General features: G+C 40.1%; 16 protein-coding genes and 1 tRNA gene. 7 read left to right on the top strand and 10 right to left on the bottom strand.

Features of this window, described 5'->3' with window-relative positions:
* Positions 1-57 precede the first annotated feature (57 nt).
* The 4 genes from H5968_RS03370 to H5968_RS25040 all read right to left on the bottom strand — a co-directional run bounded on the left by H5968_RS03370 (position 58) and on the right by H5968_RS25040 (position 3,061).
* Positions 58-149, bottom strand: a tRNA-Ser gene (locus tag H5968_RS03370).
* Between the two features lie 222 nt (positions 150-371).
* The gene (gene crtB / locus H5968_RS03375) at positions 372-1,304 is read right to left on the bottom strand and encodes a 15-cis-phytoene synthase CrtB (RefSeq protein ID WP_096572425.1); all 933 of its coding nucleotides are present in this window, start codon (positions 1,302-1,304) and stop codon (positions 372-374) included.
* A complete protein-coding gene (gene pds, locus H5968_RS03380; RefSeq protein ID WP_096572426.1) occupies positions 1,288-2,727 on the bottom strand; it encodes a 15-cis-phytoene desaturase in 1,440 nt (479 codons plus the stop codon). Before pds ends, crtB begins: the two co-directional genes overlap by 17 nt.
* A 46-nt stretch (positions 2,728-2,773) precedes the next feature.
* Positions 2,774-3,061: a hypothetical protein gene (locus H5968_RS25040; protein WP_222620538.1), complete on the bottom strand. Its 288-nt coding sequence runs from the start codon at positions 3,059-3,061 to the stop codon at positions 2,774-2,776.
* Between H5968_RS25040 and nagZ the strand changes: the two genes are divergently transcribed.
* Positions 3,007-4,086: a beta-N-acetylhexosaminidase gene (nagZ, locus tag H5968_RS03390; protein ID WP_187038808.1), complete on the top strand. Its 1,080-nt coding sequence runs from the start codon at positions 3,007-3,009 to the stop codon at positions 4,084-4,086. The genes H5968_RS25040 and nagZ overlap by 55 nt on opposite strands.
* A 238-nt stretch (positions 4,087-4,324) precedes the next feature.
* On the opposite strand, the gene H5968_RS03395 is transcribed toward nagZ, so the two are convergent.
* The gene (locus H5968_RS03395; protein ID WP_096572427.1) at positions 4,325-4,555 is read right to left on the bottom strand and encodes a hypothetical protein; all 231 of its coding nucleotides are present in this window, start codon (positions 4,553-4,555) and stop codon (positions 4,325-4,327) included.
* Between the two features lie 822 nt (positions 4,556-5,377).
* Here H5968_RS03395 and topA point away from each other — a divergent pair.
* Complete coding sequence (gene topA / locus H5968_RS03400; RefSeq protein WP_187038809.1) at positions 5,378-7,543, top strand: type I DNA topoisomerase; 2,166 nt, start codon at positions 5,378-5,380, stop codon at positions 7,541-7,543.
* Between the two features lie 527 nt (positions 7,544-8,070).
* On the opposite strand, the gene H5968_RS03405 is transcribed toward topA, so the two are convergent.
* A complete protein-coding gene (locus H5968_RS03405; protein WP_187038810.1) occupies positions 8,071-8,322 on the bottom strand; it encodes a hypothetical protein in 252 nt (83 codons plus the stop codon).
* Positions 8,323-8,648: 326 nt separating this feature from the next.
* Here H5968_RS03405 and H5968_RS03410 point away from each other — a divergent pair, with 326 nt between their 5' ends.
* The 3 genes from H5968_RS03410 to H5968_RS03420 all read left to right on the top strand — a co-directional run bounded on the left by H5968_RS03410 (position 8,649) and on the right by H5968_RS03420 (position 10,975).
* Positions 8,649-8,966, top strand: coding sequence for a hypothetical protein (locus H5968_RS03410; protein WP_187038811.1), 318 nt, complete (start codon positions 8,649-8,651; stop codon positions 8,964-8,966).
* A gap of 149 nt (positions 8,967-9,115) precedes the next feature.
* Positions 9,116-9,985, top strand: coding sequence for a KilA-N domain-containing protein (locus H5968_RS03415; RefSeq protein WP_187038812.1), 870 nt, complete (start codon positions 9,116-9,118; stop codon positions 9,983-9,985).
* Positions 9,986-10,324: 339 nt separating this feature from the next.
* Complete coding sequence (locus H5968_RS03420; protein WP_187038813.1) at positions 10,325-10,975, top strand: hypothetical protein; 651 nt, start codon at positions 10,325-10,327, stop codon at positions 10,973-10,975.
* A 140-nt stretch (positions 10,976-11,115) separates the two neighbouring features.
* Here H5968_RS03420 and H5968_RS03425 read toward each other — a convergent pair whose 3' ends face one another.
* Genes H5968_RS03425 through H5968_RS03440 form a run of 4 tightly spaced genes read right to left on the bottom strand, consistent with a single transcriptional unit; the run spans position 11,116 to position 12,542 of the window.
* Entirely contained in the window at positions 11,116-11,364 is a 249-nt protein-coding gene (locus tag H5968_RS03425) for a hypothetical protein (RefSeq protein WP_187038814.1), read from the bottom strand.
* 28 nt (positions 11,365-11,392) lie between these two features.
* On the bottom strand, positions 11,393-11,875 hold the full coding sequence (locus H5968_RS03430; protein WP_187038815.1) for a hypothetical protein: 483 nt from the start codon (positions 11,873-11,875) through the stop codon (positions 11,393-11,395).
* A gap of 2 nt (positions 11,876-11,877) precedes the next feature.
* Positions 11,878-12,096 carry a hypothetical protein gene (locus H5968_RS03435; protein ID WP_187038816.1) on the bottom strand — a complete coding sequence of 73 codons (219 nt, stop codon included), beginning with the start codon at positions 12,094-12,096 and terminating at the stop codon, positions 11,878-11,880.
* Positions 12,096-12,542, bottom strand: coding sequence for a hypothetical protein (locus H5968_RS03440; protein WP_187038817.1), 447 nt, complete (start codon positions 12,540-12,542; stop codon positions 12,096-12,098). The genes H5968_RS03435 and H5968_RS03440 overlap by 1 nt, the downstream gene beginning before the upstream one ends.
* Positions 12,543-12,721: 179 nt before the next feature.
* Here H5968_RS03440 and H5968_RS03445 point away from each other — a divergent pair, with 179 nt between their 5' ends.
* Both H5968_RS03445 and H5968_RS26030 read left to right on the top strand, forming a co-directional pair.
* Positions 12,722-12,922, top strand: coding sequence for a hypothetical protein (locus H5968_RS03445; protein WP_187038824.1), 201 nt, complete (start codon positions 12,722-12,724; stop codon positions 12,920-12,922).
* On the top strand, positions 12,879-13,004 hold the full coding sequence (locus H5968_RS26030) for a MerR family DNA-binding transcriptional regulator (protein ID WP_187038818.1): 126 nt from the start codon (positions 12,879-12,881) through the stop codon (positions 13,002-13,004). Before H5968_RS03445 ends, H5968_RS26030 begins: the two co-directional genes overlap by 44 nt.
* Positions 13,005-13,122: the final 118 nt, after the last annotated feature.

The following is a 13,122-nucleotide window of genomic DNA, read 5'->3' on the forward strand; positions in this document are numbered from 1 at the left end:
TTATCAAGGAATTGCCTTGAATTCTTTTCCGCAACTAGAGTTTTTATAATTTGTAAACGGAGAGGGAGGGATTCGAACCCTCGGATGGACCTTACGATTCCATCAACAGATTAGCAATCTGCCGCTTTCGACCACTCAGCCACCTCTCCAGAGGTAACACTATACTATATTAGCAGTGGTTTTTTGGTTCGTCAAGAGATATTTTGTGATTTGTCAGGGAAAAGGGGACTGGTGACTGGTGACTGGGGACTGGGGAAGAAAATTTTAGATTTTAGATTTTAGATTTTAGATTGGAGATCACAAAAACAATCCAAAATCCAAAATCCAAAATAAAAAACTCCTGCCTTCTGCCTCCTGCCCCCTGCCTCCTTCTATAGCACTTGCGATCGCATCCAAGCAACTGGTAAGGTGCGTAATTTTTGCCACTGGGGAACATAAGCACGTTGACTGAAAACTTCATAATCATTGCGCTCAATTACATCTAAAATCTGTCCATAGAGCATAGATGCTGCCCACACTGGCCAACGGGCATCCGGGTCAAGATAAGTAATTCCCTTATCGGCTTTAGTATAAAATTCCCTAGCTCGTTCAATTTGAAACCGCATTAGGGAACGCCAACGTTCATCTAATACACCTTGGAAAAGTTCTTCTTCGCTATAGTTGAATTTAGCCAAGTCTTCTAGGGGAAGATAAATTCTGCCCCGACGTGCATCTTCGCCCACATCACGAAGAATGTTAGTTAGTTGGTTGGCGATACCCAAGGCGATCGCTTCATCTATGGGTAAATAGGGTTTTTGATTTCGATGCCAAGGGGCGGTATAAATGCTGGTATCTACACCCATAATTGTGGTTGACATCAAGCCCACAGTGCCAGCAACGCGGTAGCAATAGAGATACAAATCCTCAAAGGTTTCATAGCGACTGCGGTATAAATCCATGCGCTGACCCGCAATCATATCCCGAAAGGGTTGAATATCCAAAGGGAAATGTTGCAGGGTATCTACTAAAGCGACATCGTAATTATCTAGTGGGTGTCCAGCAAAAATTGAGTCCAGCTGCTTTTCCCATAGTTCTAAAGTTTCTGGGGTGGTTCTAGCAGCAGCAGGACCATCTACTAATTCATCTGTACGGCGACACCAAGCGTATATTGCCCAAACAGATTGACGCTTTGCCGGACTCATCAGCAATGTACCCAGGTAAAAGGTTTTGGCGTACTTGGCTGTGAGTTCTTGGCAAAGTTTGTAGGACTCGTCTACAGAGACCAGCGTTTTCATGCGCGGGGGTGAATCAGGCAGTTGCAGCATTCGTTGCGGGCGGTCGAGTTAGCGTTTGCAGGTTGGAAGTATTGGCTACCGATGGCGCTTGAGAGATCGCCTGTGCTGTTAGCTTACCAGAAAGCACTGCACCTTCCATACTGCCTAAATAGCGTTGCATGGTATAACTTCCGCTTAAAAAGAAGTTGGCTATAGGGGTTTTTTGGTCTGGGCGGTACTGTTGACGACCAGGGGTAGCTGTGTAAACTGAACGGGGCGTTTTGACGACATGAGACTTCAGCAGTTTTGCTGGGTTGTCTCCTGTAAAGTGGTCAGGGAAGAGTTTTTCCAACTCGGCCATAGTAGCGGAGATGATTTCCTCGTCAGATTTGCTAATCCAGTCTTTGGCAGGTGCGAGAACTAATTCCAGCATTGACCGATCCGGGTTAGCATATTCCCGACAGGTGTTACTCATATCAGCATAAACGCTGAGGAGGGGCGATCGCGAAAATAATAGATGATCAATATCTGTTAATTTCCGATCAAACCACAAATGCAGGTTAATTACTGGTACACCTTCTAAACCATCTAATTTCTGGAAAAATTCCATTTTTTTCCAAGGTTCTGGCAACATCACTTTTAATGGGTCAACCGACATGGCTGAAACGTAAAAGTCTGCTGTTACTATTTCATCTGGTTTTCCATCTAAACCCCGCAGCAAGAAACCTTTAACTGTACCATCGGAGTTCAGCAAAATCTCTTTTAGGGGCGCATTGAGTCTGACTTCTCCACCCCGTTTGGTAATGTAATCTACGATGGGTTGGCAAAGTCTTTCTGTGGGTGAACCATCTAAAAAGGCAATTTTTGATCCGTACCGTTCTTGTAAAAACCGATTGAGGGCGGTTAATAAAATTGTAGAGGAAACTTCTTCAGGGTTGATAAAAGTTAAGGCTTTGGAAGCAGCAATAAATACATCACTAGCGACTCTTTCACCTATACCTTGTCTTTTTAACCATTCAGCGAAGCTGTATTTGTCCATGTCCTCTACATACTGTTGACCCCGCACGATGGCAGGAAACAAACCAATGGCAAAACGGATCTTTTGTTCCCAGGTCAACATATCATTGTTCCGCATAATGGAAGCAATGATGTTAAATGGTGAGGGAATGTCAGGAACATCAAAACGGGAGAGAGTTCCTGGTTTATCTGGTTGGTTAAAAATCAGGGTATGCTGTTTCCACTGGAGTCGGTCTTCAATACCTAACTCTTTGAGTAGTTGTAACATATTGGGATATGCCCCAAAGAAGGCGTGTAAACCGGTTTCGTACCAGTCACCATCAGAGTCTTTCCACGCTGCTACTAAACCACCGAGTACATCCCTCCGTTCTAAAACAATGGGAGTGTAACCCTCATCTACTAGATATTTAGCGCAGGAAAGTCCTGCTAAACCAGCGCCGGCAATAGCTACTCGCATTTAAACCTACTGTTTTCAATATTTCTTAATAGTTTTGTCGTTTTCATTATACTTTGCATTCTGTTACATTTGGCATGGCTTTGGGAAATTGGTGACTGGTGACTGGTGACTGGTGACTGGTGATTGGGGACTGGTGATTGGTGACTGGTGACTGGTGACTGGTGACTGGTGACTGGTGACTGGTGACTGGTGACTGGTGACTGGTGACTGGTGACTGGGGAAACAGGAAATATTTACTTTCTCCTGCCTTCTGCCTTCTGCCTTCTTGATATTCTGAATATGAAAGATCTACAAAAATTCGGTAATCATTTAATTCTTGGTGTTTCTGGTACAACTCTTAGTGATGATGATAAGCGGGCATTGAGTGAGTTGAAACCCGTCGGGGTGATTTTTTTCGCTAAAAACTTTCTTGACGGTGTTCCTTATCCAGTTTGGTTAGAGAAGTTTAAAGATTTACTTAAACAAATTAAAGAATATACTGAACGGAAAACTCTATTTACCAGCCTCGATCATGAGGGTGGAAGGGTTGTTAGGACTCCATTTCCTATTACTCGTTTTCCTTGTGCTTACTTGGTGAAGTCCCAAGCTTATCAAGTAGCTAAAGCCACATCTATAGAATTAAAATCACTGGGAATTAATCTTTCTTTTTCCCCTGTCGCTGATATTTTTTCCAACCCCCAAAACCCTATTATTGGTTCTCGTGCTTTTGGTATTACTCCCAAAACTGCTAGTCAAAGTGCGCGGGAATATTATCAAGGACTCAGGGAAGAGGGTATACTTGGCTGTGCTAAACACTTTCCTGGACACGGAGACACTAGCACAGATTCTCATTTAGAGTTACCAATATTAAATTTAAGTTTAGAAGATTTACGAAACCGAGAGTTAATTCCTTTTCAAACATTAATTCAGGAACAAATACCGCTAATTATGACAGCACATATTTTGTTCCCGCAAATTGATCCAGAAGTTCCAGCGACATTATCTAAAACTATTTTAAATCACATTTTACGCCAAGAATTAAATTTTAAGGGCGTGATTGTTTCTGATGATTTAGATATGAAAGCTGTTGCGGATATGTTCATGCGTCCGGGAACAGTAGCACGGGCTTTTAATGCTGGATGTGATTTATTTATAGTATCACGAAATATCAATTCTTCCTCTCTAGAAAGAACCTATAAAATAGCCGAAGATTTTACTCATTGTTTGAGTAATGGTAGTTTAAATGAAGAAATAGTAGAAGCTGCTAGGGTAAGAGTCGAAAATTTATTAGAAATTACACCTCAATATCCAGTTTATCAACTGGAGAAAGAGGTTTTATTCAATCATGCAGAGTTAGCGATTACTTGCTGTTTTGAGTAGACATCTGGTTATATAGCGTTTCCCAGTCTCATGAGGTACACCCTAATTTATTTACTGTTACCAATTCCCAATTCCCAATTCCAAATTCCCATGCTATAAAGTAGAGACGTTCCATGGAACGTCTCTACAACTTCTCAAAGAAGTAGGGTATCTAGTTATTCATGAATTGGATTAAAAGCGGGATTTATTTTTAGTAGTTGAATCTTAGTGGAAGAAGCCTATAAATAAATCAATTTTGCTAGTCTTCCCAGCCTTGGTATTGGGCTAACAACGCTTCCTTATCTGTGATGCTACCAACTTCTGGGGGACTCAAGTAAGCAATACCCAATGCTTTGAGATATCTGCTGTAATTGAACTTACTTTTATCCTCTTTACCACCTTGTTCACCTTGTTCACCTTGACCACCGTTAATATTAGCAGCAAGTTCAGGAGTGAGTTCAGCAAACAATTCATTTTTGATGTTTAACATCAGTTTTTCTCCAAAATTCACCTGGGAAATAACGTTAGTTGAAAAATGATTTTTGTTATTCAACTAATCGCTTGATTTCTATAGTAAGTTTCCTAATTTTTAATTACCTCCGAATTAGATAATTGAATTTAGGTACTAATTTTAATATTGTCCAACTGCTGCGAGTTATTGAGATTAATATAAAAATTCCCTGACATATATAACGTAAAGTTTACGTTTTCAGCAAATGAGTTTTGGCTGATTTGTCAATAAGCGAGTTATTGAGAAATCAGTTAAAAATATTAGCTGTTAAATGCTGTAACTATTGTGTGGTAATGCTTCCAATATTTGCACTTAGTAATATCAATTTTTCTATCTCAGTAATATTTGGATGCAAGCTGGTTATGGATTAAGCTTTAGATGAGAAAATGCAACATTTATTAATATAAGAAGATATTTTAAAAGTCCTCTTAGACTTCTCCGAAAAAGATGTAGGGACAATTCATGAATTGTCCCTACGAATGGGTTTCAGGTTATGCTTATGTAATTTTCGGAGATATCTATTAATTTGTCATAATTTGTAGGGGCGAAGCATTTGGGCGATAATTTAACGGAACAATCACACATCTAGATATCCCAAATGCTTCGCCCTGCCCCCATAAATAGGTTCCATAATTTCTTTTCTGGAGATGTCTATTCTGTTTTGTCGGTGATGTGGGTTATGATCCTGATGATATGTACAATCGTGAATATAGATTTGAAGATGGTAAAAAAATCTATGGTTTTTACTTTAACCCATGATCATAATTAATTCTATACTTTTCGGTTAAGGTTTTGTACGCTATGCCCAAACGCCTCTTAGTGGTTGAATCACCCGGTAAAGTCAAAAAACTGAGTCAAATTCTCGGTACAGATTGGATAGTTCGCGCTAGTTGTGGACATATCCGCGAACTCAGTAACGAAGGTGAAGATTCACTAGGATTTACAATGGAAGGTAACAGTGTCCGTTGTAATTATATCCCCCGTGACCAACGGGCTAAAGAAACCATTCAACAACTTAAAACTGCTGTTAAACAAGTTGATGAAGTCATTTTAGCAACGGACCCAGATAGAGAAGGAGAAACCATTGCTTGGCATCTCAAAGAAACCCTGGGATTAAGAGAACCCAAGCGAGTAGTTTATACTGAGATTACACCATCGGCGGTTAAAAGTGCGATCGCTCATCCTAGAAAACTTGATTCTAACTTAATCGGTGCGGGATTATGTCGAGATTGTCTCGATAAGCTAGTAGGATACAAAGGTAGTCCTCTAGTTTGGGCATTAAATAATGGTGCAAAAAGCGTCGGTAGAGTCCAAAGCGCGACATTACACCTTATTTGTCAGCGCGAAAGAGAAATACAAGTATTTGTCCCCCAAGATTATTGGAGTGTGTGGGTAGATTATCAAGAAGGATTTCGCGTTTTTTACAAAGGTACAGCTAACACTCCCACAGAAACACCAGAAACGGAAACGGAAACCCACGATGATGCAGCTAGTAATAACCCAGACAAACCAGAATCTAAGCGGGTTTTATCAGAAGCAGAAGCAGATAGATTAGTTGCAGAAGCCAAACAACATCCCCATCAAGTCATCCAAGTTGAAGGTAAACTCACCTATCGTCAACCCCCTCCACCTTTTACCACTTCCACCCTACAACAAGCAGCCGGATCTAAACTGAAATTTGCCCCGGAAAAAACTATGCAGGTGGCACAGAAGCTATATGAGGCGGGTTTAATTACCTATATGCGAACAGATTCAGTGATGTTAAGTCCTGAATTTTGTGCCAGTGTGCGTAAGTGGTTAGAAGAACATGATCCGCAAAACGTACCACAACAAGTAAAAAAACATCGTAGTAGCAAAACAGCACAAGAAGCACACGAAGCAATTCGTCCTACAGATGTATTCCGTCCGTCGGTACAGTTACGAGCAGAATTACCTGAAGATGAGTTTAACCTGTATGTGATGATTTGGAAAAGAGCAGTTGCGTCTCAATGTCGTCCGGCACAGGTGAGAAAAACTCTAATAATTACTCAATCAGGTAATATTTTATGGCAAGCTAGGGGACAAGTTGTAGAATTTTATGGTTATGCGAAATATTGGCCTAATTTGGGTAAAGATGCCGTTTTACCAATTGTACAACAGGGGCAAAAATTAACTTTAGAAAATGCCGGACATGAAAAGAAACAAACCCAACCACCACCAAGATATAGTGAACCAAAACTCGTACAATTAATGGAAAGAAAAGGTATTGGTCGTCCTAGTACCTACGCGCCTACAGTGGCTACATTAAAGAAACGTAATTATATTGAATTAATAAAAGATCATCTTCATCCTACAAGTTTAGGGTTAGAAGTTGATGAGTTTTTACAAAAGGCATTACCAGATTTATTAGAAGCAGAATTTACCGCCAAGATGGAAGCCGAATTAGATAAAATTGCTGAAGGTAAAAATTCCTGGCAATCTTATTTAACTACTTGGAATGAAAGTTATTTTGTCCCTGCGCTGTCTAAAGCTAAAACTGTGGTTATTAATTCAGGAAATACTGGTAATAATCATGGTAAAGTTGAGCGTAAATATGAAAGTTCAAAAACCAAATGTCCTGAATGTAGTAACTTTTTAGTGAAAATTCCTAGTAGTAAGGTGAAGAAGAAATACTTTCTTAAATGTGTGAGTGGGTGTGAAAATATTGTTTTGTTTTGGAGTGATTTTCATAAACGTTGGGAAGCACCGAAAACAAAAATATCAGCAGATGAAAAGACTAATAAATCGGAAACTAAACTCACATCTTATCCTTGTCCGGTATGCAAGAAACCGTTGGAGGAGTATAGTTATATTAAAGATGGAGAGAATAAAACTATGTTACGTTGTTCTGGTCAAGATTCTTGGAAGGATAAAAAACATAAGGATGCGGCTTATTTTCATACCGCAAAAGGGTGGTGGAGTCCTAAGTTTGGGAATTTGATAATATAAAAATAAATTTATCATATATATATGTTTTAAAATACTGATTTGGCATGAAAGCAGTGGGTGATCTGAGATTTGAACTCAGAACCAGCGGATTAAGAGACTCCTAATATACAAAAAATCATGAAAAAATCCACCGATTGTAGTCGGTGGTATTCACAAAAATTAAAATTTTACCAGGGCATGATACAAACCGCTGTGAACTGATTCTGCATCAGAATCTGCAACGTTAGCTGCTGCATTTTACGTTGCACTTTGTGTATGTTTTGCGGTATGTCATAATCTTGGTGGGTTCATAATTTTATTGCTTAACCTCGCCTGCCAGTTAGGTTTTCTATGCCTGTAACTTAAAAAGTTATAGATTGGGAAGTAACGGAAGTAAAGGAAGTGCTTGTGTTACCGTACTTACCGCTACTTCCAAAACTTACCATTACTTACGGTCATGGAAGTGCAATTTTAAAAATGCAAGTGATTACGTACAAAAAAAACACCGCAAAATATGAGTCGCGGTGTTGCAGATGTTGAGTTAGGTTTTAAGCATTGTCTATATGTTTTTTCAGTTGTTTCAATTCAAACTGTAATGTATCCAAGTCTGTTGTCAAGAATCCCTGGTAAGCATCCAGCAATACGGCTATCCGGTCAAAATTCTTTTCGCTAAACTCATTCGTTAGTTGGATTGCCATATCAATGAGTTGACTATGCCATTTGAGTTCTTCTAATGCCTCAATGGACAAGTTGACAGATTCACCAATTGAGCTATTGGTGATTTGCTGAATTTTTGTCATGATAATAATGCCCTAATCAGTGGAGTTGATTTTGGTGAAGTCGTGCCAGTAGGAGAGACGGCCATCTCTCTTACTGGGGCGCATAACCGTAACAGTCTTGTTACGCTAATTTTTTCACAGTTATAAAAAAAGAAATCCAGTAAGCATTAATAGGAAGCGTGCGACGCTACGACTTATCGCCATCTGTAAACACTGCTGTTTTTTCTTATGTACACATTCTAAATCATGGTTTGATTTCTGTCAACAAAAGTTGTTGTTAGTACCTGTTTACATCTATGCAGTATTTGATTACAATGTAAACATCGTCGTCTACACTATGGTCAACAATGGCAAGTAAAGTAATCTCGTTCCGCTTAAGTGATTATGAGATTGAGGTATTGCAATCTCTACAGTCCCCAGATGATGAAGAGTCGTTAAACGTAACTGCTGCCAGATTACTGAGAAGTATATTAGGCACGTCTACAGAAGATAACAAGCCTGTAGACAACATAGGCATTCAGGAAATAATTAGACGGGAAATAGAAAATATCTTGGGTGCGTCTGAAATTCTCAACAGTGCAAATATCCAAGAACTGATCAGGCAGGAAGTAGAAAAAGCGATTGCCAGTGAGTTTGATGAACGCCTGGGGGAGTTGGTCGCTTGAGAGATAACACCCAAACTCTCAGGCAGTCAGTAAATTATGAGGCAGTACGCGACAAAGTATTGAAAAAGCTGAAAGTAGGCAGACAATCAACCCCAGGTAAGGCAATTGACGCATTTATCAAAGAAATCACATCACAAGGAGTTTAATTCATGTCAGATATAGAAAAGTTCAGTGAGTTGGTGCAAGATGCACAACGAGAGGACAGCTATGTTAACGCTACCAAATGGGCTAAGGCTTTTGGTTATAGACTAGATAATTGGAAGGAGTTGCCAGAAACAAAAGCAAGACTCAAGGCGTTAGAAGAAAATACCCTGAAAAATAGGGATTCAGTGACAGAAGATGCTAATAATACAGTGGATACTGAATGCCCAAAAATTAGGGATTCAGTAATGGAAGGCTTCAATAATACAGCCAATACTGAATACCTAAAAAATAGAGGGACAAAATCTCATAAGTTCATTTATTCAACTGGTAGGGGATATGGTGCTGTAACCTGGGTTCACCCAATCATGGCAGTTCACCTCGCCAGCTATCTTGACCCGGCGTTTGCTAACTATGTTGCTGAGGTTTTCGTCAGGTATATTACTGCAGATCCATATCTTGCGGCGGACATTGCCTCAAGGCAGGAAACCACCAAAGGGCTGGACATTATCAATGAGGCGGTTCAGGAACGTTATAAGTTTCTCAAGTCTCGTTTAACCAGGAACTATTACATAATTAGAGATGGTTGGGGTCATAAATTGCGCTACAACACCAAAACCAAAGGCATTGAATTAGATGGGCGTGTTCTAGATTTAGATGACCTTCATCTCGAAATAGCAGTAGACCTTAATTTAGACATCAAGATCCAGGATGCGAAAGATATTGTGAAAAATCTAGCCATAGTGAATACCTATCCTTCAATGGACGAGGAAGATCAAAAGAGGTTCTACAGCACGTACTGTCAGGGAATCAGGTTCTTCAACTTTGTCCCCACAAAAGACTGTCCAAAAATAAACGTTGGGGATGGGAAAAATTAAATTACGAAAAAAATAGAAATTTTGACTTTGGAGATGCGACAGGTGTAACAGGTGCAACTTATCCCGAAACTATTGATATATCTACAATCCAGCCTGTTGCACCCCCTGTTGCACCCCCTGTAACAGGTGCAACTTATCGAGAATTTCAAGAACCTACCCAAGAATCTACTACTGAACTAGCACAAGGTATCAATAATTTAGCTGTTACTCCGGTTACACCCCCTGCAACAGGGGTGCAACAGCTAGAAAGTAGTGATATCAAGGAAGTTGCACCCCCCCCACGAAGTTGCACCCCTTAGCGTGAGTTTTAAGGTTGGCGATTTTGTTTTGATAGACAGAATGGCTAATGCTGTAAATAGTGTTTTTGAAAAGACTGTTGTACAAATAAAAGGAATTGCCCCCCCGTACTTCAGAACAGATTACGGGAATCACCTTGTCTGTGATTTAGAAAAAGTCGAACCTTCAATAAGCGCAGATTTCCTCAGAGAATGTATATCGGCTCAAGATTGGGAGATGCTTGAGCAATTAGCTGTAGGTTGGTGTCAGGAATTTAAGAGGGCGGTTTATGGATGCTTGTCCAGTGAAGAGCAGCAAGCTATCAAACAAATGAAACAGCCCGCGCCGAAGAAACCAGTGAAGGCGATTAACCTACCTATACTCGAAGTGGGGCAAGAATATTTTTCCGCAATAAATCAGCAGATGGTGAGAGTAGTCTCGATCCAGGATGGTCTAGAAGTTTGTGACTGTGAGTTGAATGGGAAGCGCATTGTTTGTGACTTTGGGGATTTGAGAGCGATTCCGACTTCCCAAACTTTAGCAGTTGACTTAAACGATGGGGTTGAAATTCTGGTAGGCAAGTATAAAGGCAAAAAAGCTACCATATCAAGCCAACTCTGTGAACATGGTCCCCTTTTCTTAAAAATTGAAGGGGTTAGAGCGTCCGTTAGCAGCAAGTTCAAGTTTTGGGGGCATCAGTTAAAGGCACTATGACTAACAAATGGGGAGAAAGGCTATCTCCTGACTCCTGACTCCTGACTCCTGAAAGGCACTATGACTAACAAATGGGGAGAAAGGCTATACCCATCTCCCCTGGTCAGTTAAGTTTGTTCATTCAATAAATTCTTGATTCCTTAATTACCTTTCCTTTGCTGTATACAATGGTGAAGCTCAACAAATCTATCTTCCAGATTTGATAAGCGGGCGGACACCCTCTTATCCAAATTTTTAATTATTGATTCCATAGCCAAATAATTGGTTTTGGTTTTGGAATCAATTTGTAATTCTATTTCCTCTTTAAAATTTTTGAATATTTTATATAGGAAAGAGGCAAGAGCAATTTCTATTCCTATAAATCCTATTAATATCTCGATTTCCGCCACAAATTCACCTCATTTTAAAATCGCCAAGCTAATTTATTAATTGGTTTGTTAATTGATCTATTTTGAAATTTAAATTTGCAAATTCTTGGGCTAATGTAATATCTTCCGTTGTATCGTCAGTCCCCGTATATTGCCAGCACTGCAAACTGACAGACTTAAACCAAGTAGGGAAGTAGAAAGAAAGAGTATATTCAACAGTCACCTTGGGGAAGAAAATTATAGTTAATTTATTCACATACAAAAATTCGGGTTTACTCGCCACATCTGAAACACCCCCCACAGTTAACCCACTTCTAAATTCCCTAACAGCACAACCTCCAAAAGTCCAGCGCCGTCCTTCCGGCACGGTCGTACTGATATAGGCCGCAATAATAGATGAGGTTAAAATTATTGGGGCGGTAGCCGGGGGAATAGGGATGTGAGAAGATTCGCCGCCAGTAGTGCCAGCAGTGGCTGAAAAATTAAAAATAGAATCCCAATTAGAACTATTAAATTCAACTACACGCCCCATAATTAGAACCCCATTAACCTCGCATTTTCATCATTGATTTCTAAAAAATCATTGACATCAATTTGGGCAATTTCCAAACAATCAAGAAAATCTTGAAAGGAAATTTCACCAGCCATAAATTTCTGCCTAGCCAGACTGGCGACTTCCTCTCTCTCTATTAAATTCTTGATTTCATCTTCACACGCCCCTCCAGGATGAATTTCTATCAAGAATAAAGTCATCAGAATTTCTCAGGAATGAAGGAGACAGACCTACTGGGAGTTTGTTCAATCAGTGCGATAATTGCCCCTTTTTGTTCGGAGAAAGATGGGTTAGAGGTTGTTCTTCCTAGTGGGAAAGTGTACGACGATGAAGCCTTTGATTTGTAAGGCAGACCCGTCAGTTTGGATGTTCTCGTCTGAGCGGTAGTTCCTGTTACATTGCGTGCAACTGCCTTAGCAGGTTTGAATCCCGCTAACTTAATAGCGGTATCCCCAGATGGTGCTAGTTGTGCTATCCCTAAAGCATCTTCGGTCAAACCAACAATTGAAAACTTTTCGGCACTGCGATTACTGATTTCCACAATTACTGAAGTAATATCAGCCGCTGGATATCCAAAAGGCTTGATTTTTACCAGATTTAATGAACCAGGGAGACTAGGAATAGATCGTGGGTAGTCGAGATCCACCTTACCGGCTTTGTAGTCCTGGAATTTCCGGAGGACAGTACCTGCTGGTGCGTCAGGTACTGGAGATCCTTCTGCCGCTCCTGGGGTTGGGACTGTAGGCTATATACCTAAACATTTCTGGTAAAACCTCCACAAATCTCCTCGTGGTATGCTATGATTATAGTATTGAGGTCGAGATCATGTTAAGGAAGAAAGTTATTCGTGTTAGTTCTACAGAGTTTGAGCTTGATGATGGTTCTGTTTTCCCTCACGCAGTTGAGTTGGAAGAAGTACCTACTCCCGAAGAATTTCAGAAGTTCTATGATCATTGGTTTTCCATATTTGAGGATTTAACTGATGGAGAGGCTTCTGACGATAGGACAAGTTGCAAAGCAGCTTAATGTCACAATTAAAACTCTTAGACTTTGGGACAAAGAAGGTAAACTAGTAGCTGTAAGGACTCCTGGTAGACACAACATATGAAGCAGAGTTAGTTGAAGATATGCTATCTCTTATGTCTTCTTTTTCGGCTCGAATTTATGGTAAGCGTTCGGCCGAGCGGAGGAAGAAGAAATGATATTAGTTGAGAGACACATGATTA

This window comes from Sphaerospermopsis sp. LEGE 00249, assembly GCF_014299995.1.
Taxonomy (GTDB): domain Bacteria; phylum Cyanobacteriota; class Cyanobacteriia; order Cyanobacteriales; family Nostocaceae; genus Sphaerospermopsis; species Sphaerospermopsis kisseleviana.

What these genes read in the sequence shown, in the direction of transcription:
- crtB (WP_096572425.1), bottom strand. Translation starts at nt 1,304, where the DNA reads ATGCTGCAACTGCCTGATTCACCCCCGCGCATGAAAACGCTGGTCTCT.
- H5968_RS03395 (WP_096572427.1), bottom strand. Translation starts at nt 4,555, where the DNA reads ATGTTAAACATCAAAAATGAATTGTTTGCTGAACTCACTCCTGAACTT.
- H5968_RS03410 (WP_187038811.1), top strand. Translation starts at nt 8,649, where the DNA reads ATGGCAAGTAAAGTAATCTCGTTCCGCTTAAGTGATTATGAGATTGAG.
- H5968_RS03435 (WP_187038816.1), bottom strand. Translation starts at nt 12,096, where the DNA reads ATGACTTTATTCTTGATAGAAATTCATCCTGGAGGGGCGTGTGAAGAT.
- topA (WP_187038809.1), top strand. Translation starts at nt 5,378, where the DNA reads ATGCCCAAACGCCTCTTAGTGGTTGAATCACCCGGTAAAGTCAAAAAA.
- nagZ (WP_187038808.1), top strand. Translation starts at nt 3,007, where the DNA reads ATGAAAGATCTACAAAAATTCGGTAATCATTTAATTCTTGGTGTTTCT.
- H5968_RS26030 (WP_187038818.1), top strand. Translation starts at nt 12,879, where the DNA reads ATGGAGAGGCTTCTGACGATAGGACAAGTTGCAAAGCAGCTTAATGTC.
- pds (WP_096572426.1), bottom strand. Translation starts at nt 2,727, where the DNA reads ATGCGAGTAGCTATTGCCGGCGCTGGTTTAGCAGGACTTTCCTGCGCT.
- H5968_RS03430 (WP_187038815.1), bottom strand. Translation starts at nt 11,875, where the DNA reads ATGGGGCGTGTAGTTGAATTTAATAGTTCTAATTGGGATTCTATTTTT.
- H5968_RS03445 (WP_187038824.1), top strand. Translation starts at nt 12,722, where the DNA reads ATGTTAAGGAAGAAAGTTATTCGTGTTAGTTCTACAGAGTTTGAGCTT.
- H5968_RS03405 (WP_187038810.1), bottom strand. Translation starts at nt 8,322, where the DNA reads ATGACAAAAATTCAGCAAATCACCAATAGCTCAATTGGTGAATCTGTC.
- H5968_RS03415 (WP_187038812.1), top strand. Translation starts at nt 9,116, where the DNA reads ATGTCAGATATAGAAAAGTTCAGTGAGTTGGTGCAAGATGCACAACGA.
- H5968_RS03420 (WP_187038813.1), top strand. Translation starts at nt 10,325, where the DNA reads ATGGCTAATGCTGTAAATAGTGTTTTTGAAAAGACTGTTGTACAAATA.